The sequence below is a fragment of the Robinsoniella sp. KNHs210 genome, assembly GCF_000686105.1.
Taxonomy (GTDB): Bacteria; Bacillota; Clostridia; order Lachnospirales; family Lachnospiraceae; genus Robinsoniella; species Robinsoniella peoriensis.
On record NZ_JMLZ01000002.1, the window covers coordinates 1,565,401 to 1,591,427 of the forward strand.

Genomic DNA, 26,027 nt, shown 5'->3' on the forward strand with positions numbered 1-26,027 from the left:
TTTTTATCACATTTGCCCATAAAATATGGTAGGGTTAATGGTAAAAATTAACATGTAAACATTGTATGAACATTTCTGTTTTTTGTAGAAAAATTTGTCGAATTTTGCTAAAATATAATTATTAGAATTTTTGTGATAGGTGGGCAAATTATGGGAGAAATTGGAGTAGATGACAACAAAAAACTGTTACAATTATTTGGAAGTATGTTATTATACGTTTTTAGCCTCTTTTTGTTATTTCTGGCAAAAGAATACAAAGGATTTGCAGAATGGTATTCGGCAACGATTTATCCGGTCCTGGTCAACTGTATCGGGAGATTGGAATCCATATTCCCGTTTTCTTTGGTAGAAATATTTCTCTATATCGCTATCATCGTCTGTGTCATTAGTATTTTCATATTTATTTTGCAAGTAGTCCGCAAAAAGAAAAAATTATCGCATATTTACATAGGCCTTTTATATCTGGTTCATGGAGCGGCTATTCTATTTTTTTTATATACCATTAACTGCGGCATTAATTATCAGAGAGTTTCCTTTTCACAGCATAATGGTTTTGAGGTTGTTTCCTACACTTCTTCGGATCTGGCTATCCTGTGTGAGGACTTAACCGTAGAAGTAAATCTGTGGGCAGGAATGGTAAAACGCAATACGGAAGGTATTTGTATTGTTGACACAACCGTACAGGATCAGGCAGTAGAGGCTATGAAGAAGGTCAGTAAAGACTATATCGGATTGTCGGATTATTATCCAAGACCTAAAAAATTGTGGGCATCCGGTATTTTATCCGTTCAGAATTTAAGCGGCATCTACTCGCCTTTTACGATTGAGGCAAACTACAATGGAGATATGCTTCCTTATAATATCCCATTTACTGCGTGCCATGAACTCTCCCACTTAAAAGGATTTATGCAGGAGGATGAAGCAAATTTTATAGCATATCTGGCATGTGAAAAATCGGATGTACCGGAATTTCGTTACAGCGGCAGCCTTACCGCCTGGATATCCAGCATGAATGTTTTAAGCAAGTCGGATAAAGAAGCCTACAAAACAATCCGCAGACAGATTAACCCCATTGTAGAAGCAGACCTTACCGCCAATAATAGCTTTTGGAAACGCTATGATACAAAAGTGGCAAAGGCAGCTGTAAAAATGAATGATACTTATTTAAAAGCGAATGGTCAGTCAGACGGTGTGAAAAGTTATAACAGAATGGTAGATTTGATGGTAGGATATAAAGTGTTTTTTAAGTAATTTACATTGACTCTGTTGATAAATCCTTGTATACTTAAAATATTTAACGGGTATAGTTAATAGGAACGTACCATACTGAATATAGAGAGTGCAAGGAGGACAAAACATTGGAGGATAAGAACAGAGATCATAAAAATTCTTATTGGAAAGGCATTATAACAGGCGCCGCAGCGATGGGGATCATCTGTATAATGTCTTTATTGATTTATACGAACAGCAAGGCCTGGGATTCCAGATCTGTCGCGGGTGAAACCAATGGGGCACAGCAAACTGCCGCTAAAAGTGAGAACGGGACAGAATCCGGAAAAAAAGAAGAACTGGATGTGTCCCGTATATCAAATAAGATCAGCACTATTCAGAATTTAATCGACAAGTATTATTATTTTGATGAGAATAATGAACAGGTTGAGGACTGGATATACAAGGGGATGCTGTATGGGCTGGACGATGTCTATTCTGCTTATTACAATAAAGAGGATTTTGAATCAATGAAAAAATCTTCTTCCGGAAATTACTGTGGAATTGGAGTACTGGTTAACCAGCACTATATAACAAAACAAGCCAGTATTGCTAAGGTCTATGAAAATAGTCCGGCAGAAGGCGCTGGAATATTAGTAGATGACATTATTATTGGTGTAGACGATATGAATGTTTCAGGAACCGAGTTAAACAAGATCGTTGAAATGATATCCGGGGAGGAAGGAACCGATGTTAAGATTACGGTTTACCGTAAATCGACAGATGAAACCCTGGAATTAACCATGAAGCGTCAAAAAATAAAAGTAGACACCATTACTTATAAAATGCTTCCGGATAAAGTCGGGTATATTGCGATCAGTGAATTTGATGAAGTAACGGTTGAACAGTTTAAGAATGCAATTGATGATTTAGAGAAACAGGGAATGGAAAAAATTGTTTATGACCTTAGAAACTGTCCCGGAGGACTTCTTGACAGCGTGGTTTCCATGCTGGATTATATTCTGCCGGATGGATTGATCGTATATACGGAAGATAAACATGGCAGCCGCCTTGATGAAATATCCGGACAGGACGGGCATGAAGTAAAACTTCCAACGGTCGTGTTAATGAATGGAAATTCAGCCAGTGCGGCAGAAGTATTTTCAAGTGCAATCCGGGATTATGAATGGGGTACATTAGCAGGAACTACTTCCTTTGGCAAAGGAATTGTACAAAATGTTATTCCTCTGGAAGATGGCACAGCCGTGAAACTTACCATTTCCAGCTATTTCACAAAAAGCGGCTATTCCATCCAGGGTAACGGACTGGAACCGGATGTGGTGATAGAAGCAGATGAGGAACAGGCAAAAGAAGCGAATGTTCCATTGAAAAAGGATAAACAGCTTCAGGAAGCATTGAAGATATTTGATAAATAACAGATAAGAAGCAGATAAAGCATCGGAAAACCAAATGCAAAAGCAGGACTAAATGGCATAAAGCCGTTTTACTCCTGCTTTTTTTGTGTCAATAATATTTAGTGTCTGTTAAATGCATGAATACCGGGATACACTGCTTCATTACCAAGTTCTTCTTCAATACGGAGCAGCTGATTATACTTGGCAACTCTCTCACTTCTGCTTGGAGCTCCGGTTTTGATCTGACCGGTAGAGAGGGCGACTGCAAGGTCAGCAATAGTAGTATCTTCCGTTTCTCCAGAGCGATGGGAAGCAATTGCCGTATAACCTGCCTGCTGTGCCATTTTGATGGCTTCCAGTGTTTCCGACACCGTTCCAATCTGGTTTAGTTTAATTAAGATGGAATTTCCGCAGCCCAATTCAATACCCTTTTTCAGACGCTTGGTATTCGTTACAAACAGATCATCTCCCACTAACTGAACCTGGCTTCCCAGTTCTTTTGTAAGGAGCTGCCAGCCCTGCCAGTCTTCTTCGTCCAGCGCATCCTCAATGGAATAAATGGGGTATTTATCACAGAGCATTTTCCAATGCGCAATCAGTTCCTGGGAGGTGAATTTCTTTTTACACTTAGGAAGCAGATAATTTCCGCTGGTTTCACCTTTCCATTCACTGGCTGCTGCATCGATCGCCAGCACAAAATCTCTTCCGGGTTGGTATCCTGCCTCTTCTATTGCCATTAGAATATACTGAATAGCTTCTTCATCGCTGGCAAGATCCGGTGCAAATCCACCTTCATCCCCGACAGAAGTAGCAAGGCCTCTGGATTTTAATATGGATGCCAGTGTATGAAAAACTTCAGTACACCAGCGAAGCCCTTCCTTAAAACTGGAAGCGCCAACCGGCATAATCATAAATTCCTGCACATCTACCGTATTGGAAGCGTGTGCACCTCCATTTAAAATGTTCATCATAGGCACCGGCAGTTTATTTCCGGAGATGCCGCCAAGAAACTGATATAGAGGCATTTTAAGTGATAAAGAAGCAGCGCGTACACATGCTATGGAAACGGCAAGGATCGCGTTGGCGCCCAGCTTTGATTTATCTTCTGTCTGGTCTGCTGCAATCATTGCGCTGTCTATTTTATAAATGTCACCGGCATTCATATTTGAGAGGACCTGATTTATGATTTCATTGATATTCTGAACTGCTTTTTGGACCCCTTTTCCTTTAAAACGGGTCTTATCATTATCTCTAAGTTCCAGTGCTTCAAATATTCCGGTTGAGGCTCCGCTTGGAGAAGCACCTCTTCCTATGGTTCCGTCTTTGAGATGAACTTCCGCTTCTACCGTTGGGTTCCCCCTGGAATCAATGATTTCCCTACCGATTACTTTTTCTATTTCTAATTGATTCATACCGCACCTCTTTCTGACTATAACTGATACAGTAATAACCTGCCAGGCATTACTGTATCAGTATATTAACTGTTTTCATCTATAAGACCAAGAATTTCCTCGATGCTCTTTTTTCCAAAATAAGCATGCTCCTGATTGATTATCATACAAGGCACGCTCATGATCTGATAATCTTCTTTGAGCTTCGGAAAATGATTCAGATCAAAAATATCACACTGGACATTAGCATTCTCAATGGCGATTCTGCCTGCAGCCATAACTAAGTCCGGACACATTGTGCAGGATAAGGAGATGGCAATATCTATTTTAACCGGTTCGGATATAGCCCGTATCTTTCCCAATAGCTGCTCATCAATCATCTGTCCCGGCCCTGCTGCATTATATAAAGTTACAATAAAAGAATTGAATTCGTGTCCGCCCGGGACACCATGAAACCGGAATCCAAGAGATAATCCGGAACTTTCATATAAGTCTATGGACGGTGTCAGTGGTATGTTTGCATCCTGTATGATTTCAGTTTCGATCCAGGAAGTCAATTCCGCCATTTCCTGTACAAATCCTTCTGCTTCCCGTGATATAGGAGTTTGATCCAAAAATGCTTTTAATCGGATCTGTCTGGTAAACTTTTCAAATAAAGGTTTCAGCTGACTTCTCATGGTAGCAGGAATAAATGCTCCATCGGAATGGGATTCTTCCTGTTCCGGATGGTTATTCGCTTCCCTTGACGCGCTATCACTCGTGTGGGCTTTTAGCGGCATCGGAATCGGTGGTATATTTTTTCGCTCATGGACTTCCGAAACATACTTTTCCAGAGAAGTAGCGGCTTTGGCGCCGTCTGCAACGGCTGTCACTACCTGGCGTAAATTTTTTACGCAGATATCTCCTGCGCCGTAAACACCGTCTATACTTGTTTTATGGTTCATATCGGTGATCAGATAACCATGCTCATCTATATCAACAATATCTTTGAACAGGCTGTTTGCGGGGGCATACCCTGCAAATACAAAGATACCAAAAGAACTGCCGTCCTCCGGTTCAAACCGTGTGGTTTCCCCGGTCTGGCTGTTGTATAGCAATGCATATTGAAGTTTGTCTGTTCCGCCTGCTTCTTTAATTTCTGTATGAAACAATACCTTTATCTTTTCGTAATTCGCTAATTCATCTGAAACTGATTTGGCACAGGAAAAAGATTCCCCCCGTACCAGAATAAGCACCTGCCTTGCATATTTGGTTAGAAACATTGCTTCTTCTACTGCAGCAAAGCCTCCGCCTGCCACCAGAACATCTTTTCCGGTAAAAAATTCTCCATCGCAGGTAGCACAGTAAGCGACCCCTCGGCCCTGAAACTCCTGTTCGCCTGGGAAACCGATTTTTCTGGGAGATGCGCCGGTTGCAAGTATAATACCCAGGGCCCGTTTCTCTCCCCGGTCAGTTTTAACCCTTTTGATATCTTCATTCAAATCTAATTGTTCCACATTTGCCAGAAGAAATTCTGCACCAAATGCTTCTGCTTGTTTTCGCATTCCTTCGGTCAATTCACTGCCGCTGATACTGGGTATGCCGGGATAGTTCACTACTTCTGAAGTAATGGTTATCTGTCCGCCAAATTTTTCTTTTTCTATTATCAGTGTCCGGTATCTAGCGCGCGCCATATAGATAGCGGCAGAGAGGCCTGCCGGCCCTCCGCCTACTATAATTACATCATATAACTCTTCCATATTAAATCAGTCCTACAAGCTCCAGGCTTGGTTTCAGTGTTTCTGCACCTGGCTGCCATTTTGCAGGGCACACCTGATCGCCATGTTCTGCAACGAACTGGGATGCCTGAACCCGGCGGAATAACTCATCGGCATTACGTCCTACGTTTCCTGCGATTACTTCATATGCAACGATTTTTCCTTCCGGATTTACAATGAAGCTGCCGCGTTCAGCCAGTCCATCTTCTTCAATCATGACATCAAAATCTCTGGTTAAAGTCCCAGTGGGATCAGCCAGCATAGGATACTGGATTTTTTGAATTGTTTTTGAAGCATCATGCCATGCCTTATGAACAAAATGGGTGTCACAGGATACTGAGTAGATTTCACAGTTGATATTTTTAAAATCCTGGTATTTATTAGCCAGATCTTCTAACTCTGTGGGGCACACAAAGGTAAAATCTGCAGGATAGAAAAAGAATACCGACCATTTTCCCATAATATTACTTTTACTTACTTCCTTAAATTCTCCTCCTACGTATGCCTGTACTTTAAAATCACTTACTTCTCTTCCGATTAATGACATAATTTGTTTCCTCCTTAGATTTTCATATTTAAAATTATTGTCAGCTTGTAGTATTCCAAAAATTGCTGATCTTATTAATTGTTGTAGTTAGTTATTGCTAACTTGATTGCATTCTATCACAAGTTAGTATCTTAGTCAATGAATATTTTAATAATGATAATTATTATTGATATATTGGTAAATTTATGTATAAAAAATGAGGCTGAATTATTCAGCCCCAAATCTTTACGCTAATACTTTTCGGGAAGATTCTTCCTGGAATTGTTTACTGTAAAGGTCATGATAATATCCCTTCTGTTTTAGCAGCTCCAAATGTTTTCCCTGTTCAATAATTTTACCGTCTTTTACTACCAGAATCACATCCGCTTTGCGAATTGTAGACAGCCTGTGGGCTATTAAAAAAGAAGTTCTTCCGTTAAGCAGCTGCATTGTAGCATTTTGAATCAATTGTTCTGTCTGGGTATCAATGGAAGAAGTTGCTTCGTCCAATACAAAGATTCTGGGATCCGCCAATACTGCCCGGGCGAAAGAGATCAGTTGTTTTTCGCCAGTGGACAGGCGGTCACCGCCTTCTCCTACATCGCTTTGATATCCATTTTCCAGCTTATCCACCACAAGATCGGCCGATACAGCCTTTGCGGCAGCAATTACCTGCTTATCAGTTGCTTCTAAATTTCCATAGCGGATATTTTCCATGACGGTACCTGAGAACAAGTGGGGATTTTGCAGGACATATCCGATGTTGCTGTGCAGCCATAACTGGCTGCGTTCCCGGTAATCTTTCCCGTCTATCAGTATTTTTCCTTCGGTTGGTTCAAAGAAGCGGCACGCCAGATTCACCAGGGTACTTTTACCGGCACCGGTCTCTCCCACTATGGCAACGGTGGTTCCTTCCGGAATCTTCAGGTTAAAATGGCTTAGTACTTCTTCGTTACCATCCGGATAATGAAAGGAAACATCTTTAAATTCAATTTCTCCATGAAGTGTTTCCCAGTTTTCTTTTTTAGGATAGAAGGAATCCCCATATTTGTCTGTGATTTCTTTCGAATCAACGATCTGAGGTTCCTGATCTAATAAACCGGTAACCCGTTCAATATTTGCCTGTACCGAGATAATATCTGCAATATTTCTGGCGAGCTGCTGTATCGGTTCGAAGATTCCTACCGCATAGGATGTAAATGCAGACAGGGTTCCGATCATCAAAAGGTTTTTTAATACCATATTACCGCCTTTAGCCAGTACCATAGCGGTTGCCAGAGAGCTGAACAGCATGACCAGGGGAATATAAACAGCGCTTAATCTGGCTGCACGCACCCCGGAGGTTTTCATTTCTTCTGTAATCCCCTGAAAATCATCATAATTCTTATCTTCGATTACCAGGGTTTTCGATGTTTTTGCACCCATGATTCCTTCGTTATAGGCCCCGGTAATTTTGGAATTGATCTTACGGACCTTCCGGTTCCAGTTTAGAATCTTATTCTGAAAATATACGGTCAGCAGGGCAATTACAGGAACGATCAGTATAACCAGCAGGGCAAGCTGCCAGTTCAGAATCAACATGGCTATAAATACTCCGAATACATATGTGGATGCCCATAGAACATCAATCAGGTTCCAGGCTACCAGTCCGGCGATACGGTTAGTATCACTCATGACTCTTGCCAGAATATATCCAACCGGCGTTACGTTGTAATAAGAAAAAGATAATGTCTGCAGATGTACGAAGCAAGCCTTTTTTAAGTCTCTGCCCACTTTCATTTCTACTTTCATATTACCTCTGGTAAAGAATATAACACTCAGGGTCTGAAGCAGGATTACGATTGCGTAAACTACACCAAATCCTATAATACCGTCAACGGTTTTTTCTTCAATGAAATGATCAATGGCATAGCGCTGAAATAATGGCAGTGCAATATCTACCAGTGAGCAGAATACATTCAGTGCGATGATCATGATAAAAATCTTTTTATATGGTTTTAGAAACGGCAGGATCTTTTTCCAGATCTTTATATCAAATGATTTTGTAAATTCCTGCTCTTCGTAGCTCATATTGCCCCTCCTTCCAGTAACAGACGATCATCATTGTTCATCTGTATATCATAAATGTTTTTGTAAATACCTTCTTGTGCAATCAATTCCTCATGAGTTCCCATTTGTGCCACACTGCCGTCATCCAGTACCAGAATGCAGTCTGCCTGCATCAGTGTTGTTATACGATGTGATATTAAGATAACGGTAGCTTTTCCCATCTGGTCCTGTAATGCCTCCCGGATTTTGGCATCTGTCTCGGCATCGACGGCTGAAAGAGAGTCATCAAATACCATGATTGGTGCGTTCTGCATCAGCATACGAGCAATTGCAACCCTTTGTTTCTGTCCTCCGGACAACGTAACACCGCGCTCGCCTACAATGGTGTCATATCCTTTGTGAAAATGCTGGATTGCTTCATCTACACATGCAATCCGCGCTGCTTCCCGGATGGACTCATGACAGACATCTTCGTTGGCAATTGCGATATTCTCATGAATTGCCCTGGAGAATAAAAATGGTTCCTGCAAAACCATACCGATATTTTTGCGCAGGTACTCCCGGCTCATCTTGGCAATGTCCTTGCCCCCAATGGTAATCTTGCCGGATTCTTCCGGCAGGTCATAAAGCCTGTTCAACAGATGCATCAGAGTAGATTTGCCGCTTCCGGTTCCGCCCAGAATGGCAAAGGTAGTGCCTGCCGGTATAGTAAAATCAACATTTTTTAAAATAGGATAACCTGTACCGTAGGAAAAGTTAATCTGTTCAAAATGAATGTCTCTGTCCATAGGCCCGTTTTCTACGCTTGGGCTGTCCTGCTCCTCTTTGGCATCCAGTATATAAGCTACTCGCTCTATGGATACACCGGCTTTACTCATTTCGGATAGAATTCGTCCAAGTCCCCTTACCGGCCAGACCATGGTAGCATTATAAGAAACAAATGCCAGGAATTCTCCAAGTGTTATCTGACCGTTTACAGCCACTACAACTCCAACGCAGATTACAGTAAGAATTTGAAGTCCTGTGATCAAGTCTCCGATTCCCCAGTAAGCACTCATCAGGCGGCCCAGGCGGATCCACAGGCTGGAAAATGCCTCATTCTTTTGATCAAACCGGTCAATTTCAAATTTTTCTCGGCCAAATGCCCTTACTACCCGAACACCGGTGAGATTTTCCTGAACAACACTGGATAACTCTCCTTCCGCTTCATCAGCTTTTAGGAATCTTTTGGCGATCTTGGAATAGAAAAATCCGGAATATCCCATTATAACAGGGATAAAGCAAAGAGCCACCAGAGATATTTTCACATTCATAGAAAACATAATCCCCATAGATAAAATAATTAAAAAACTGGTACGAAACACTTCTACCATCTGGTTACAGACAAAGTTTCGTACAACGTCCACGTCAGAGGTGCATCGCTGAATAATTTCGCCTGTCTGATGCTTCACATGCCAGGAGAATGGCAGCTTTTGTATATGGGCATATAATTGGTCCCGGATACTTTTTACAAAAGACTCCGATCCTTTGGCAATGCCCATTTTGCTGAAGTAACTGCAAATACCGGACATCACTGCAGTTACCATAACGGCCGCAGCCGCAGCAAGTAAAGCCTTTCCTCCAGAGCTCTGCAGCTGTTTTAGATGCAGAAACTCTATCAGCCACCCCGGCAGCTGCCAGTCTGCGCCACCGATAACCGAGTCGACAGAGATTCGGACAATTTGAGGTGTTAATGAGTTAAAAACGGTATTCAGCATTGAAAATGCCAATGCAAATACAAACAGGTGCAGATTTCCTTTCAGGAATCGGGCGATCAGGCGCACTTTTCCTGTTTTATTCCTTTCCATAATTCTGTTTCCCCTCCATACTTTTCGTTGTTATGTAAATAGTTACTGTATTTTGTGCCGTTTCCGACACAGCAAAAAAGCGCCTCTGAATGACCAGAGGCGCTTTTTAACTGTCCTTATTCTATTCCTATCGTGCTTACGCAATGACATCTCAACAGGCATACTGCTCCATTAAGAAAACGATATTCATTGAAAAGGCAGGCAAAATGTCCGCTGATTATTCAACTTGTTATTGATAGCTATACGTTCATTTAATAACGTTTTAATAAATCTAAAGTTTCTCATTTTGCCTGCCTCCTTTCATTAATTTTTTTATTTTTTAAGCAAATTGTTTAATTAGTATAACTTACCATATTTTTAAAGTCAAGTATATTTTTGAAATATTTTTAATTAAAAATACAAAGCAACAAATTTTCCAGATCATAAGTCTCTTCTACAGAGAAAATATCTTCCAACCGGTTGAGATTTGAATCAGAATGTTCTATTTCCCGTGAGAATCTCTGCGCCGTTCGCGTAAAATCCTTAAAGCTGAGCTTTTCGTCCTGTTTTTGCCACAGAGCCTGAGCCAACTCCTGAATCAACAAGGTACTTACTACCGCTAATTTCATTTTGGAATAGGCTTCACGGTCATATACTGCACCGCAGAAATAGGTGAATATAAAATAAACCATTAATTGTTCGCACCAGTTCTCCCAGGTATTGTGTGTATTGCTTTTATATCCGGCGTTTTCCTGGAATTTGCTGCGGTTTTTTTGATAGGCAGAGGCACCATCATCAAAGAGACTGCTCAGACTGCTGCTTACAAATTCCGGCCAGTCTTTCCTTAATATTTCTAATTGATCAAATATGTGAAACATTTTTTTCATTTCGAAACAGCGTTTTTCTGCCCGGTTTTCATATTCTTTCTGTTTTTTTTGGAAAAAGCATATAGCTTTTTCACTCTGATATCGGGTGATCAGTTCATCCATAGAGAAAAGCTGGTCATGTTCTATACGGGTCTGCAAGTCGTGGCTAAAAGCCAGTACCATAGCCATTCGGATAGTACAGTCCAGATTACGGCTCTGCAGGATATGAATTATGGCATCTCTTGCATCCATTAACTTAGTAAACAGTAAAAAATCAAAATCCTCATATTCTTCAGAAATATTTTCTTTTTCTTTTGTTAGAAACCGTACCGGCTCTTTACAGCCAAGTATCAATTCAGCTGAAGGCGGACAGGAAAGGGACAGCGATATTTCTCGTAAGCCTTCATATTCTTCAATATGTCTGGGATAAGTACGGCAAGTTTTGCATAACATTGCAGGTCCTGCTTCTTTATAAATATCACACAAGTTATCTTCATTTAAAAATTCACAACGGTGCTGATACTGCTTAAAAACCGTGTTCTGCCAATCTATGGAATTGTGCAGGCGGTTACCGAAGGAACCTTTTGTCTTTTTATATTTCTTTACCGTTTTTTCATCGATGACAATTTCCCAGCCGGCACAACAGGTGTCCGGACATGCAGATGCAGTGCATTGGAATTTTTTGAAATAGTGTGGAATTGTATATTGCATATTTTTTCCTTTCTGTAACCTCTGGTAATACAGCGGACAATTTCTTGAATTTGTGTTTAGCTGAGTAATGACGCTTTGTAGATGATAGGTAGTGTACGGAAAGAGAAGGGAGCATTCGTTGATACAAAGCTGGTTTTCTCGAGGGCACTGAAAAAGTAGATATTACCGTCTATTTTTGATATAATGTATGTATCAAATAAAGGCGGTGTTTTTATGGTAGATCAACAACAAAAATTAGTATTAAGTTCCTACATGAAAATATATGAATTGGTGGTTCCCAGGAATAATCTTCTCCGACAGATAAAAGAACTCGTAAACTTCGGATTTATTTATGAAGAGTTAATTGATAAATATTGTCTTGATAACGGACGTAATGCAGTTCCACCTATCCGCATGTTTAAATATCTGCTGTTAAAAGCAATTTATGATCTATCGGATGTTGATGTCGTAGAGCGTTCCAGGTATGATATGTCTTTTAAATACTTTCTGGATATGGTGCCGGAGGAGAAGGTTATTAATCCCAGCTCATTGACGAAATTTCGTAAATTGCGATTAAAAGATATGGCACTTTTAGATATGCTGATTGCGAAAACAGTCCAGATTGCATTAGAGCAGGAAATCATAAAATCAAAAACCATTATTGTTGATGCCACACATACAAAATCAAGATACAATCAAATGACTCCGCGGCAGGCACTACAGGAAAGGTCGAAAAAACTACGGCGTACCGTTTATGAAGTGGAAGAAACAATGAAAAACCAGTTTCCTGCTAAAAATACAGAAGATTCTTTGGAAAAAGAACTGGCGTATTGCAATCAGCTAATTTCCACTATAAAAGAGAATAAAACGATATGCAGCTATCCCAAAGTGCAGGAAAAATTGAAATTATTAGAAGAAGCTGTCCGTGATGACCTTGAACAAATGGATACCTCAAAAGATGGGGATGCAAAAATTGGACATAAGACAGCAGACACCTCCTTCTTTGGATATAAAACACATATCGCCATGACGGAAGAAAGAATTATTACAGCTGCCACAATAACCAGCGGAGAGAAAACGGATGGAAAGGAATTGGCAGCCCTGGTACAGAAAAGCAGGGAAGCAGGAATGGAGATTAAAACAGTTATTGGTGACAAGGCATATGCAAGCAAAAAAAATATAGATGCTGCAAGAGAAGAAGATTATGAACTGGTCGCTAGATTATGCAGTAATGTTACACAAGGAAATCGTAAAAAGGAAGATAAATTTGAATTTAACAAAGATGCTTTAATGTATCAATGTAAAGCAGGGCATATGGCAATCCATAAATATCTGAATAAACAAAAAGCTGAGGGCAGGAATGCGCGGATAACCTATACTTTTGATATAAAAAAATGTAAAAAATGCCTTTATAGAGAAGGATGCTACAAAGAGGGAGCGAAAAAAAAGACATATACAGAGACGGTCATCAGTGATACCCATAGCGAACAGGCACAATTTCAGGAAACGGAATATTTTAAAGAAAAAGTAAAAGAGCGTTATAAGATAGAAGCAAAAAACAGCGAGTTAAAACATAGACATGGTTATGACGTTGCGTCATCATCAGGTCTTATTGGCATGGAAATGCAGGGGGCGATGGCAATATTTGCAGTGAACCTCAAACGAATCATGAAAGTGATGGGGGAAAAATAAAGGAATCCCTAGTTCAGAAAAAGGAATCATCCATAGAAAATGCACAAAAATCCACCAGAAAAATTTGAGTCTGGTGGATTTTGTGTTTTATTATTAAGGAAGGATTTAAAAACATATGTTTTTCAGTGGCCTCGGTTTTCTCAGCGTGGTGGGACCCTGGGGTTGTGGCATGCTGAACAATATTGGCGTTAAGCAACTGATCTTGAGAACGGGATTTGTTTTATATTCTGCAATCAGAAAAAGGAATAGACTTTCATCTTCTATTATGCATAAACTGTCAAAATATACCGCTCTACATCCAATAAAGAACATCCATCTACACCCAGGGAATCTATCATGCTGAGAACGAGTAACATAAAGCAACTGAACTTATCACAGTGATTTGTTTCTTCATTCCAGAAAAAGTAGCAAACTTTCATCTCCTTTTACGCTTAAATAGCCGAAATATACTACGCTACATCCAATAAAGAACCGCCTGCCACAGCCCAGGGGTCCGACCATGCTGAGAAATTCAGCTTTGTGGCGGTAACATGAATCTCGGAAAGATGGGAGGGGGAAACTTGTATGGACGGAGGAAGCGTAGAGCAGAGCTGAGTATTTACTTACCTTTCCGAAGTGTTTTTTGGCGGATAGTATTCGACTGGCTCCCATCGGATACTAAGCGGGTACTGAACCGAGAAATGCATCAGGATTTCTCGGTGAATGCCCGCGTGCCGCCAAAAAGCGCTTCGGAAAGGTTAGAAAATACCAGTTCTGCGGCCAGCTGACGGAGCCCATGCAAGTTTCCCCCTCCCATCTTTCCGTACACTACCTACATCTACAAAGCGTCCCCTTCCTCAGCAAAACCCAAATTTAAGCTATAATTATCTGCTCTAATATACTATGTATAAGATCATGATTTCAAGCAAAAAAAAGACACCATATACAGGTGCTTTTCAAAAGTACTGATATTACTGCCGGCAATGGGACTTGAACCCATACGTGGTTGCCCACAACAGATTTTGAGTCTGCCTCGTCTGCCATTCCGACACGCCGGCTTAAGTTGATGTGTTCCTCTCAACGAAAATAATTCTAACATAAGATACCAAATTATGCAAGCATTTTTTGAATTTTTTTTATTTTTCCTAATTTATCGACAATAAGAACTTTTCTGAATGGAAACTGGCCCATAAGGGATCGGATGTATTAAAAACACACCAATCCTTTATGAGGCAGAATGCAATGAGATCAGGCAGCTGTGGCCAAATACTACTCTTCTACTAACTTGTTATACAGATCAAAACAATCAAATGTAGCAAAGTAATCTTGTGGAGTTTCCGCGCGGCGGATTAAAGCGGTGCTTCCATCTTCTTTTAAGAGTATCTCAGCAGATTTCAGTTTACCATTATAGTTATATCCCATGGAAAAACCATGTGCTCCAGTATCGTGAATTACCAGAAGGTCACCTTTTTCAATTTCAGGCAGCATTCTGTCAATTGCGAACTTATCATTATTTTCACACAGAGATCCTGTTATGTCATACTTGTGGTCACAAATCTTGTTTTCTTTGCCCATGACGGTAATATGATGATAAGCGCCGTACATTGCCGGACGCATCAGATTGACAGCGCATGCATCTACCCCGATATATTCTTTATGGGTATGTTTTTCATGAATCGCCCTGGTAACCAGACATCCGTAAGGTCCCATCATAAACCTTCCAAGCTCCGTATAAATGGCAATATCACCCATATTGGCAGGAATAAGCACTTCTTCATATACTTTTCGAACACCTTCTCCAATAGCACGGATATCATTTGATTCCTGATCCGGGCGGTAAGGTATTCCGATTCCTCCGGATAGATTGATAAATGTTACATGGGCACCGGTTTCTTTTTGAATCTCTACGGCTGTTTCGAATAATACTTTAGCAAGCATTGGATAATAATCGTTTGTTACCGTATTACTTGCAAGGAATGCATGGATTCCAAACTCCTCAACCCCTTTGCTCTTTAATATTTTAAAAGCCTCTTTGATCTGTTCTGTTGTCATGCCGTATTTGGCATCTCCGGGATTATCCATAATATCATTGCTGATTTTGAATAAACCGCCCGGATTATAGCGGCAGCTGATTTTCTTAGGCAGCGTTCCAATCGCTTTTTCCAGAAATTCGATATGTGTAATATCGTCCAGATTAATAATAGCATTCAGTTCATGTGCATATTGAAATTCTTCCATTGGCGTGTCGTTGGAAGAAAACATAATATCATCGCCGGTTGCGCCGATTGCTTTCGCCAACATAAGCTCTGTCTTGGAAGAACAGTCACAGCCGCAGCCATACTCCTGTAAGATATTGATCAGAAATGGATTTGGTGTTGCTTTTATGGCAAAATATTCTTTATAACCCTTATTCCAGGAAAAGGCTTCTTTCAAAGCTTTTACATTTTCCCGTATTCCTTTTTCATCATAGAGATGAAATGGTGTAGGATATTTATTTACTATTTCTTCCAGCTGTTCTTTTGTTACAAAAGTTTCTTTCTTCATAATGCTTCTCCTCTTATGCTTATTTGCTGATTTCGCATCAGATGTAGTCTTCGGGTCAACTATAATATGCACATTTTTATTTGTCAATACTTAACCGCCAAAAAAGTCATTCACACGGTTTTTATAATCACTTAGATGATTATATTGTAAAATAGAGTACTGGTTTAGCTGTTCTTTAAAAGAATCTTCGGAATACTGGTGATAGTTTCCATCTTTATCAATGTATACATTTGCAGTTATAACAGGTATTGTCTTTCGAAGATCTTCTAAATAAGATTGATAATCAGTTAAAGGCAGCCCGGCATTGGAAAGGAGTAATCCACTGAGATAGTTTGGACTTATCATAGGAATATCCTGATTCTTCAGCTTATAATTTGTCCACATAACCATAGGTACGATATAACCGTTCTGGTATTCTTCCACAGAAGCATCCTGATTGATATGATTCAGTTTCAGAATAGGTTTTGCCACATTATCAGCGGGCTGATGGTCTCCAAACATTACGATTATGGTAGGTTCCGATTCTTTTTTAAAGTAATCGGTGAGTTCTTGAAAAGCTTTATCCGATTCCTTAATTAATGTCAGATACTGTTCCGCCGCCCGCACATTATCGGATTTCTTCTTATCGGCATATTGTGATAGGGTAATGGTTGGTTCAAACCCCGGAAACTCTTTATCATAGCCACCATGATTTTGCATGGTTACTTCGAAGGTAAATATTCTTTCATCCTTTGCCTTGTTTTCATAGATTTCTATAATTTTCTGAAATGCTGATTCGTCACTGATATAGTCACGGATTTTCTTTGGTTTTTTGAAATCTGTTTTTGAAAAATATGTATCAAATCCAAAATAGGAATATACATTTTCCCGGTTCCACCCCTTTGAATTGTACGGATGGATGGCAGTTGTTTTATAGCCCAGACTTTTTAAATAGTTTGGCAGTGCGGGCATGGGGTGGCGTACAAACTGTTGGTATGCCACACTTCCGCTGGGTAAAAATGCCATAGTATCACTTGTCAGAAACTCATATTCTGTATTTGCGGTATTTCCACCTTTTACTGAAACAAACATATCAGATTTAATGGTATTTTCTGTCAGGGAGTGGATGAAAGGCATGTAGTCCTCGTTGGTTTCAAATTTTCCACGGACAGACAGATCTGAAAAGGCTTCATTCATTATTACGATAATATTGGGCTTATCTTTTGAAGTTTTTTTATTTGTACTAGCTGCAGAAGCCACCTGCACCTTTGATTCAGACATAATTTCTTCTGCTTCTTTTGGGGTGTAATCTTCTGGCTTTTGTATATGTAGATATCGAAAGTTGGTAATGAATGCAACAGCAAAGCCATTTCTCATATAGATCCGTTTTGGGGCGAATAAAGTATGATATAGCTTAAATACTTCTGTAGTTCGCTCAGATTTTACAACAGTGACATATCCTGCCATACAAATAGATGAAAAAAGGAGGACCGCCAGTCGGATTCGAAGGTTCTTGATTTTTACCTGAATTTTTTCAGCACAGATCATAAGATAGGCAAAACCAAAGATTAGGAATACAAATCTATAATCAAAGGTAAAAGAATAATTATCTGTGATAGAAAGTGCCGTCCTTGCTGCCAGAAAATCCCAAGGCATTAATGGTGAGGAGCGAAATTGAATCACAAAGAAATTTATTACACCAAAAATTAGTGGAATTAAAGTTGCAAGTACATATCCCCATTTTATAGAGTTTAACAGAGAACTACAAATTGCATACAACAGATAATAAAATACTAAATTAAGCAAAATAACAATTTTCTTAATATCAGTTATCTCATGGGTGAAAGATTCGATTCCGATTAAAGAAAAAAATGGAATCATTATTAAGAATAATATGCTCAGGAACTTTGGAAATTGAACGTTCAGGCTTATCAAAGCCCCGGCTGCCAAAGATATCATAATACAAAGAACCAGCTTGACGGCATGCCCTTTACTGTGCATTGCCGCCAAACTGGAAAGTAATATAAGTGTACAGGTTACTAAAATGGATATACCTATTCTTATTTTTGATTTCGTAATTATATTTTTCATTTGTCATAACTCCCCGAAATATCTTCTGTATCCGAAACAGATAAATTCCCCGGTATTAACCTCCGAAAAATTTATCTACCCGGTTTTTATTATCACATAAGTGATTATATTGTAATATAGAATACTGGTTTAACTGATCTTTATAAGCTTCATCAGAATATTCATAAAACTGACCATCTTTGTCAATATAAATGTTTGCCGTAATAACAGGTAGTGTTTTACGCAGTGACTGCAAATAGGTCTGGTAGTCGGTCAGGGGAAGTCCTGCCTGTTCCATTAACAGTCCGCTTAAGTAATTTACACTGATTTGATTAATATCCTGCTCCTCAATATCATAATTAGCCCACATAATCATTGGAACTTTATATCCATTCTGAAATTCTTCAATGGAGGATTCCTGGTCAGTATTATTCAGACGCAGGATCGCATTAGCGATATAATCAGATGGCTGATGATCGCCAAACATTACCACAATGGTATCTTCATCTACATTGCTGAAATAATTAATTAACTCTTCAAAAGCCTGATCTGTTTCTTTTACCAAAGTAAGGTAACGTTCCGTAGAGATAACACTTAAGGTCTTCTCGTCTTCCGGAATCTGTGTTAATTCTATAGATGGCTCAAATCCGGGATACTCTTTACTATAACCGCCATGGTTCTGCATAGTAACTTCGAAGGTAAACATTGGCTCTCCGGGGGTCTTATTTTCATAAGTTTCAATGATTTTATCAAATGCTGATTTGTCACTGACATAGCCACGGATTGTTTCCGGGTTTTCAAAATCATCCTGGGAATAGAATTGATCAAAACCAAAATAGTCATACACCTTATCTCTGCTCCATCCGGTTGCATAATAAGGATGGATAGCGGTGGTACCATACCCCATACCTTTCAGATAACTTGCCAGCGTTGGCATGGATCCTTTTACATATTGCTGGTATGCCACACTTCCGGTTGGAAGGAATGCCATAGAATCGCCTGTCAGAAATTCAAATTCGGTATTGGCGGTGTTACCCCCCTTTACAGATACGAACATGTCCGCTTTGATGGTGTTTTCTTTCATGGAACGGATAAATGGCATATAATCTTCATTTGTCTCAAAATCACCGCGGTAAGCCAGGTCTGTAAATGCTTCATTCATGATCACGACGATATTCGGTTTCTTTTGCTTTTTTGTCTCGTTCGCAGAAGCATTGACAGAGGATGTCTTTTCCTTTTCGATTTCCTGCTCTACTTTTGTTACTTCTTCCGGTGAATAGCCTTCGGGCTTGTCTATATCCAGATAGCGCAGATTTGCCAGGAACGCCACCATAAAGCCATTGTTACGATACAATACATTGGGAGTAAATAAAATATCATCCAACCCGAACATATCTTTTACAGTGTCCGTTTTTACTTCAGTTACATAACCTGTCATAAGAATAACAGATAGAATCAGGGCTATTAAACGAACTTTTATATTTTTAACTGAAAAAACAGTCTTTTCGCCAATAATCATTAAATAGATAAAACCAATAAGTACAAATACTAAACGATAAGAAAAGGTAAAAGTATAATTATCTGTAATTGTTATCGCTGTGCCAAGCGACATAAAATCCCATGGTACGATGGGCGAAGAACGAAAGCTTACAACAAAGTAGTTGGCAACCCCGAAAAACATTGGTACTGCCGTAGCAAGTATATATCCCCATCTTGTGGAACCCAGTAAAAAAGTGCCGATTGCGTACAGCAGATAGTAAAACATAAGGTTCAGGATAAATATTAATACGGTCAGATCCCATGGTACATGGGTGTAAAATTCCATCGTACACAGAGCCAGAATGGGAATTAAAATAAGTGCTGCGATTCCCACGGGTTTTGGCAGCTTAAATTTTAAAGCGATTAAAACACCTGCTGCAACAGATAAAAGCAGTGAAAGCACCAGTTTGCCGCTATGCATCCCATCGCCGTTCACTGCCAGTATAGTTAATATAATAAGAATAATTGTCACGGCAGAAGCCATGACAATTCGTAATTTTGATTCAGTAAATATTTTTTTCATCTCAACAATCCAATCTATTTTGCTTGTAATACATGCATCATGTTCGTTATTGCACCCTCGCCGGTAACAACATTGGTAGCAGGATCACCTGCCGTAAATATTACCAGATCCCCTTTATTTACGAGATTTTTCTGACGTAATGTAACCATCGGGCTGGAAATAATATGCTCTGTCGTATTTTCATTATTTCCCTTCATCGGATAAACGCCCCAATACAGCTGCATTCTGCGTACGGTACATTCATTAGGTGAAATAGCATATATTGGCATTTCCGGTCTGAAATTAGAGATTAATCTCGCTGTCTGTCCGGAAATAGTCGGGATTACAATACAGGCTGCGTCCAGGTTACGTGCAGTAGATACGGTAGCAAATCCAACTGCGCTGGAAATATTTTTCTTTCTTCTGCTTTTACTGTTCTTAACAAGCATTTTATAATCCAGATGTAATTCCGTAGTTTCAGCAATTTTCACCATCATCTTCAATGCTTCTAAAGGATATTTGCCCATTGCTGTCTCTCCGGAAAGCATGATCGCATCGCTGCCGTCATATACCGCATTTGCCACATCTCCCGCTTCTGCTCTGGTTGGACGAGGGTTACGGATCATAGAATCCAGCATCTGGGTTGCAGTAATAACCGGTTTGTAATGTTCATTACATTTGTTAATAATCTTTTTCTGAATGTATGGAACTTCATCAGCAGGTATTTCAACACCAAGATCACCTCTTGCTACCATGATTCCGTCAGCCACGTCAATGATTTCATCTATGTTTGCGATGCCTTCGGCATTTTCAATCTTAGCTATAACATTGATATGTTCGCCGTGATTATCTTTTAAAAGCTTTTTGATATCACGGATACACTGTGCATTACGTACAAACGATGCTGCAATAAAATCAAAGTCCTGCTCAATTCCAAATAAAATATCTTCTTTATCTTTATCTGTCACACCAGGAAGGTTTACGCTGACATTTGGTACATTGACTCCTTTACGCTCACCAAGTTCACCGCCGTTTACGACAACGCATTCAATTTCTCTTTCTGAGACTTTCTTAACAACGAGTTCAATTAAGCCGTCATCAATTAAAATAAAATCGCCTTTTTTAACATCCTTTGTAAGTTCCGGATAAGTAATGGAACATCTCTTATCATCGCCTTCGATTTCTTCCATTACCAGAGTAAACTCTTCGGCTTCTTTTAACTGTACTTTTTTATGGTCTTTTAATACTCCGGTACGGATTTCCGGACCTTTCGTATCTAAAAGCATAGCCACCGGAATTCCAAGTTCTGTACGGACATCTTTAACTAATTGGATTCTGCCCAGATGTTCTTCATGATCACCATGGGAAAAATTAAAACGTGCAACATCCATACCGTTATTTACCAGATCACTAAGCAATTCCCTGTTGTTTGTATTTGGTCCCATTGTACATATAATTTTCGTTTTTTTCATAATGCGCCTCCTGATGTTGTTTGAGATATATTCTTATTTTCATAGAAAACCTGAGTTCCAGAGCGTGTTTTAAAATTCATTCCCGCCATCTGCACGCCCCGCTTTACGGCATATTTGCCCCGAATTCAGGTTACGCAGTCCGCTGCGCGCCCTTCATTCGGGACAAATATCCCACAAACTGTGACGCGCGGCTGTCAGAAAGCAATTTTCAGACACACTCTAGCGGTGGTGCTTTTTCACATGTTCATGTGTGAACAGATGATCCTGACAGTATTCATAATTGCCGTCACATTTGGAACAGAAACGAAATTCCAGATCTTCTCCGTCCAGTTCTGTCCTGCCGCATATTGCACATTTATGTTTTGTAAGACCGCCTGAAGACTGTCTTGTTTCCTGTTTAAACTTCTTTTTCCGCCTTATTTCACCCGGAGAAACTCTCCTGAAATCTCTTGTTCCAAGGAAGAAAATAATGAAGTTCATTAAGGAAGCAATAATTGCAACTTTAATCGGCCAAGAGGATTTAAAGAAGGAAAACAGGATAAATACTCCATATAAAATTCCCATCCACTTGATTTTAATCGGTATAACAAAATACAATAACACCTGCATATTGGGATAACATAAAGCAAATGCAAGGAAAATTGACATATTAATGTAATAAGTACTGAAAATAGGACCAAACAGTTTACCGCCGCCCAGTACAAAATACAGGATAAATGCTCCTATATCCGTAAATAGAAGACCGGCAAGAATATAGAGCGTATAACGGAAAGCACCCCAGGTATTTTCCAGAGAAGTACCCAAAGAGTAATAAAAGAACAACATGATAACCGTAAATATGCTAAGTGATTCCGGCGGCACTAATATCCAGGTAACTATACGCCAGATCTGACCTCTGAGAATGTAGTAAGGTTCCAGCGTTAAAAAACTCATGATATTCGGCTGAAAAACATTAAAAGTGTAACCCAGGATGTAGCAGATGATAAGGTATAAGGATAAATTACGGATACCGTACCTGCCAAATTTACGTTCCAGTTTATTTATAAAGTCCATTTATACTACCTTTCTTTAAAATAAATTCTTTTTTGAAAAAATCAAAGCTACAACAAGACTTAAAATTAATGAAAACAAAATAACCAGTGCGAAACCATAGGGACTGCCGGAAAATGGCATACCGCTGGAATTCACATTCATACCATAAGCACTGAAGATCATGGTCGGAATAGACATTACAATGGTCACTGTTGCTAAAAATTTCATTACAATATTCAGATTGTTGGAGATAACCGATGCAAATGCATCCATCATACCGCTTAAAATACCGCTGTAGATATTTGCCATTTCAATTGCCTGCTTATTCTCAATAATAACATCTTCCAGAAGTTCGGTATCTTCCGGATAATGTTTAATACCTTCGGTTTTCAGCAGTTTCTCAAGGACAACTTCATTCGACCTAAGTGAAGTTGTAAAATACACCAGACTCTTTTCCAGTTCCAGCAGTTCAATCAGCTCCTGATTTTTCGTGGACAGATGAAGTTTTTTCTCCACGACTTCACTTTTCTTATCAATGATACGCAGATAATGCAGGAACATGGTAGCGTTCTTATACAGAATCTGTAATATGAATCGGGTTTTCTTATAGGTAAAGAAATTCCGTACCCTGCCGTCCATAAAAGCGGAAAGCACCGGCGTATCCTCCAGGCATACGGTAAAAATGATTTCATCCGTTACGATAATAGACATTGGAATTGTTCCGTACCAGTCTTTGTCATTACGTTCCTCAATGACAGGGATATCCACCAGTATCATCGTATAGTTATCTTCTACTTCAATTCTGGACCGTTCTTCTTCATCCAGAGGTGCCCGCAGGTCATCTACCTCAATATTGTATTCATTTGCGATGTCTAATATTTCTGTTGCTGTTGGGTCTACCAGAGCAATCCAGCAACCCTCCTGTGCTTCATTTACCTGATGAATTGCACCATCAATTGTCCTAAAAATTTTGATCATGACTCCATAATCTCCTTTCAATTATCCATAGAACAGGATAATCTTCCGAAGGCCTGTCCTATGCGTATTTTTCTATATGAACTTCGCTATTATTTTCCCTAGGACTAGGACCACCCTCCATGGAATCACACTTCCTTTCTTTCTCCAAAATATCTTGCAACTAAAGGACATTATAAAGACTAAAAAACTATTTGTCAATCGAAGCCATCATTTTTTTCATCTCTTTACAATATTTTAACAATTAGGTATACTAGTAAGAGGCAATAAAGAATGGCTGAAGCATATTGTACAAGGAGGATATTATGGCAGGATCAACATTTGGCAATCAATTTAAAATAACGACCTGGGGAGAATCCCACGGAAAAGGCATCGGAGTTGTGGTAGACGGCTGTCCGGCAGGGCTGGCTCTTTGCGAGGAGGATATTCAAAAAAATCTGGACCGAAGAAAACCCGGACAAAGTAAATATTCTACTCCCCGTAAAGAAGACGATGCGGTAGAAATCCTCTCCGGTGTTTTTGAGGGAAAAACAACAGGGACTCCGATTTCCATGATTGTTTATAATAAAACACAGCGTTCTTCTGATTATGGAGAAATCGCTGATTACTACAGACCGGGGCATGCAGATCTGACTTATGACACGAAATATGGATTCCGGGACTACCGCGGAGGCGGACGTTCATCCGGAAGGGAAACCATCGGGCGTGTAGCCGGCGGTGCCATTGCAATTAAAATACTGGATCTTCTGGGTGTACAGCTTCTGACTTACACCAGATCCATCGGTCCTGTCAAAATAGATAATAATAATTTTGACCGTAGTATTATTTCCCAAAATCCACTATATATGCCAGATGCCGAAGCTGCTCAGCGTGCTGGGGCATTTTTAGAGGAATGTATGCAGCATGGAGATTCTTCCGGCGGCATGATTGAATGCATTGTAAAAAATATGATACCGGGCGTTGGCGATCCGGTTTTCGAAAAATTAAATGCGAACCTGGGAAAAGCGCTTCTATCCATAGGTGCCGTTAAATCTTTTGAAATTGGTGACGGCATTGCCGTATCACAGGCTCTTGGCAGCGAAAATAATGACCAGTATACACTTTCTTCAGAGGGGCATAAAGTAAAACTCACGAATCACTCCGGAGGAATAATGGGAGGAATCAGTGATGGCAGCGATATTCTCCTGCGGGTAGGCATTAAGCCTACACCATCTATTAAAAAGGAACAGTCTACCATAACAAAAGATGGCAGAAGCATACAGATCAAGGTAAAAGGAAGACATGATCCGGTGATCGTCCCCCGTGCTGTGGTTGTGGTGGAATCCATGACGGCTATCACGTTGCTGGATATGTTATTTGCCAGCATGACTTCCCAGATGGACCATCTGATCAGATTTTTTCACAGGTAACAAGAAAAGACAGCCGCACAAACCTGCGGCTGTCTTTAATGAATTTACTCTTCTACTTTTGAAATCAAAATGCAATTTGGCGTTTCAACTTTGACCGGTTTGCCCTTCATTATTAATAGTCCTTTTTCATAATCGATGGTAAAGAAGCGAATTTCATTGCTTTCATGGTTAAGGACAACTAATGTCTTTTCATCCGGGAACACATCGATATCTTTTGGATAATCCCCGCTGATTGGTAAAATGCAGACCTCTTCTAACATTCCGTTTTCCTGATTGATGCGGAATACTCCGGCACTATTGTCTCCTGCCGAAGAACAATACAGGTATTTTCCACTTGGAGCAATCTTCAGGCCCGAAGCTGCACAACCGCCTTCTTTCTGGTCCATTGGTGTGCGTACTGTCTGAATCAGCTCAAATTGAGGGGACTTACCTGCGCCGTCATAGGTATATACGTTAATTTCATTGCTGAGTTCACAGATAACATATGCATATTTTCCATCCTTGCTGAAACGTATAATCCTGGGACCTGACTCCAGCTCACATCTTAAGATATCATATAATTTTAATTTTCCGGAGGTGGGGTTCACGGTATAAAGCTTTATATGGTCAATTCCGTTGTCTACGACACAGAGATATTTTCCGTCCGGTGTTGGCATTACACAGCTGATATGGGGTCTGAAGTTACGTTCAGCAACACTTCCAAGGCCTTTATGGAAAATACCGTCCACTACACTGCCAAGACGGCCATCCTGGTGAATCCGTACAACGCTGACTTTACCGTCATGGTATCCGCCCACAAATAAAAACTTACCATCCAGATCCGTAGAAAGAAAACAGCCTCTCATCCCATCGATATCTACCTGGTTTATGGGCTCTAAATCTCCATTGGGGAATATTTTTAATACTTCAACACCTTCATCTGCTATGGAATACAGATATTGTCCGTTTGGAGATTTCGTAATATGGGAAGCGTTATTAACCGAAACCACATTCCGCTCACTCATTGTCCCCTCTTCAATATCTAAATCATAAATATGAATACCAACACTGCTTCCATGTGTATATGTACCTACATAAGCAACGTATTTACTCTTGCTCATTATCT

The 26,027-nt window shown here is 39.9% G+C and carries 20 protein-coding genes and 1 tRNA gene; 5 read left to right on the forward strand and 16 right to left on the reverse strand.

Features of this window, described 5'->3' with window-relative positions:
- Positions 1–150 precede the first annotated feature (150 nt).
- Both CD03_RS0113850 and CD03_RS0113855 read left to right on the forward strand, forming a co-directional pair.
- Positions 151–1,251 carry a DUF3810 domain-containing protein gene (locus CD03_RS0113850; protein ID WP_044289376.1) on the forward strand — a complete coding sequence of 367 codons (1,101 nt, stop codon included), beginning with the start codon at positions 151–153 and terminating at the stop codon, positions 1,249–1,251.
- A 107-nt stretch (positions 1,252–1,358) separates the two neighbouring features.
- Positions 1,359–2,645 carry a S41 family peptidase gene (locus CD03_RS0113855; RefSeq protein WP_027294166.1) on the forward strand — a complete coding sequence of 429 codons (1,287 nt, stop codon included), beginning with the start codon at positions 1,359–1,361 and terminating at the stop codon, positions 2,643–2,645.
- Between the two features lie 98 nt (positions 2,646–2,743).
- Here the strand turns inward: CD03_RS0113855 and eno are convergent, their stop codons facing one another.
- The 6 genes from eno to fliB form a co-directional block, all read right to left on the reverse strand.
- A complete protein-coding gene (eno, locus tag CD03_RS0113860) occupies positions 2,744–4,036 on the reverse strand; it encodes a phosphopyruvate hydratase (protein ID WP_027294167.1) in 1,293 nt (430 codons plus the stop codon).
- A 65-nt stretch (positions 4,037–4,101) separates the two neighbouring features.
- The gene (locus CD03_RS0113865; RefSeq protein ID WP_027294168.1) at positions 4,102–5,754 is read right to left on the reverse strand and encodes an FAD-dependent oxidoreductase; all 1,653 of its coding nucleotides are present in this window, start codon (positions 5,752–5,754) and stop codon (positions 4,102–4,104) included.
- Position 5,755: 1 nt separating this feature from the next.
- Positions 5,756–6,319: an alkyl hydroperoxide reductase subunit C gene (gene ahpC, locus CD03_RS0113870; RefSeq protein WP_027294169.1), complete on the reverse strand. Its 564-nt coding sequence runs from the start codon at positions 6,317–6,319 to the stop codon at positions 5,756–5,758.
- A 225-nt stretch (positions 6,320–6,544) separates the two neighbouring features.
- A complete protein-coding gene (locus CD03_RS0113875; protein ID WP_027294170.1) occupies positions 6,545–8,368 on the reverse strand; it encodes an ABC transporter ATP-binding protein in 1,824 nt (607 codons plus the stop codon).
- Positions 8,365–10,194: an ABC transporter ATP-binding protein gene (locus CD03_RS0113880; protein WP_027294171.1), complete on the reverse strand. Its 1,830-nt coding sequence runs from the start codon at positions 10,192–10,194 to the stop codon at positions 8,365–8,367. The genes CD03_RS0113875 and CD03_RS0113880 overlap by 4 nt, the downstream gene beginning before the upstream one ends.
- Before the next feature lie 386 nt (positions 10,195–10,580).
- Positions 10,581–11,750 (reverse strand): flagellin lysine-N-methylase, encoded by a 1,170-nt coding sequence (gene fliB, locus CD03_RS0113890; protein WP_027294172.1) that lies wholly within the window; start codon positions 11,748–11,750, stop codon positions 10,581–10,583.
- 213 nt (positions 11,751–11,963) lie between these two features.
- On the opposite strand from fliB, the gene CD03_RS0113895 reads away from it, so the two are divergent.
- Positions 11,964–13,421 carry an IS1182 family transposase gene (locus CD03_RS0113895; protein WP_027294173.1) on the forward strand — a complete coding sequence of 486 codons (1,458 nt, stop codon included), beginning with the start codon at positions 11,964–11,966 and terminating at the stop codon, positions 13,419–13,421.
- 685 nt (positions 13,422–14,106) lie between these two features.
- On the opposite strand, the gene CD03_RS38875 is transcribed toward CD03_RS0113895, so the two are convergent.
- The 7 genes from CD03_RS38875 to CD03_RS39955 form a co-directional block, all read right to left on the reverse strand.
- The gene (locus tag CD03_RS38875) at positions 14,107–14,229 is read right to left on the reverse strand and encodes a hypothetical protein (protein WP_255348088.1); all 123 of its coding nucleotides are present in this window, start codon (positions 14,227–14,229) and stop codon (positions 14,107–14,109) included.
- A 146-nt stretch (positions 14,230–14,375) separates the two neighbouring features.
- Positions 14,376–14,458 (reverse strand) — tRNA-Leu (locus tag CD03_RS0113910).
- Between the two features lie 211 nt (positions 14,459–14,669).
- Positions 14,670–15,944 carry a diaminopimelate decarboxylase gene (locus CD03_RS0113915; RefSeq protein ID WP_027294174.1) on the reverse strand — a complete coding sequence of 425 codons (1,275 nt, stop codon included), beginning with the start codon at positions 15,942–15,944 and terminating at the stop codon, positions 14,670–14,672.
- 90 nt (positions 15,945–16,034) lie between these two features.
- Positions 16,035–18,014, reverse strand: a complete 1,980-nt coding sequence (locus CD03_RS33505; RefSeq protein ID WP_052377800.1) for an LTA synthase family protein — start codon at positions 18,012–18,014, stop codon at positions 16,035–16,037.
- A 55-nt stretch (positions 18,015–18,069) separates the two neighbouring features.
- Complete coding sequence (locus tag CD03_RS33510; RefSeq protein ID WP_052377801.1) at positions 18,070–20,055, reverse strand: LTA synthase family protein; 1,986 nt, start codon at positions 20,053–20,055, stop codon at positions 18,070–18,072.
- Positions 20,056–20,069: 14 nt separating this feature from the next.
- Positions 20,070–21,506: a pyruvate kinase gene (gene pyk, locus CD03_RS0113930; protein ID WP_027294175.1), complete on the reverse strand. Its 1,437-nt coding sequence runs from the start codon at positions 21,504–21,506 to the stop codon at positions 20,070–20,072.
- Positions 21,503–21,601, reverse strand: a complete 99-nt coding sequence (locus CD03_RS39955) for a hypothetical protein (RefSeq protein ID WP_394910369.1) — start codon at positions 21,599–21,601, stop codon at positions 21,503–21,505. The genes pyk and CD03_RS39955 overlap by 4 nt, the downstream gene beginning before the upstream one ends.
- A 15-nt stretch (positions 21,602–21,616) precedes the next feature.
- Between CD03_RS39955 and CD03_RS39960 the strand changes: the two genes are divergently transcribed.
- On the forward strand, positions 21,617–21,760 hold the full coding sequence (locus CD03_RS39960) for a DUF6783 domain-containing protein (RefSeq protein ID WP_394910373.1): 144 nt from the start codon (positions 21,617–21,619) through the stop codon (positions 21,758–21,760).
- Here the strand turns inward: CD03_RS39960 and CD03_RS0113940 are convergent.
- A complete protein-coding gene (locus tag CD03_RS0113940; protein WP_027294176.1) occupies positions 21,726–22,559 on the reverse strand; it encodes a hypothetical protein in 834 nt (277 codons plus the stop codon). The genes CD03_RS39960 and CD03_RS0113940 overlap by 35 nt on opposite strands.
- A 15-nt stretch (positions 22,560–22,574) precedes the next feature.
- Complete coding sequence (locus CD03_RS0113945; protein ID WP_027294177.1) at positions 22,575–23,516, reverse strand: magnesium transporter CorA family protein; 942 nt, start codon at positions 23,514–23,516, stop codon at positions 22,575–22,577.
- A 302-nt stretch (positions 23,517–23,818) separates the two neighbouring features.
- Here CD03_RS0113945 and aroC point away from each other — a divergent pair, with 302 nt between their 5' ends.
- Positions 23,819–24,922, forward strand: a complete 1,104-nt coding sequence (aroC, locus tag CD03_RS0113950) for a chorismate synthase (RefSeq protein WP_027294178.1) — start codon at positions 23,819–23,821, stop codon at positions 24,920–24,922.
- Positions 24,923–24,966: 44 nt separating this feature from the next.
- Here aroC and CD03_RS0113955 read toward each other — a convergent pair whose 3' ends face one another.
- Positions 24,967–26,022: a lactonase family protein gene (locus CD03_RS0113955; protein ID WP_027294179.1), complete on the reverse strand. Its 1,056-nt coding sequence runs from the start codon at positions 26,020–26,022 to the stop codon at positions 24,967–24,969.
- Between the last annotated feature and the right edge of the window lie 5 nt (positions 26,023–26,027).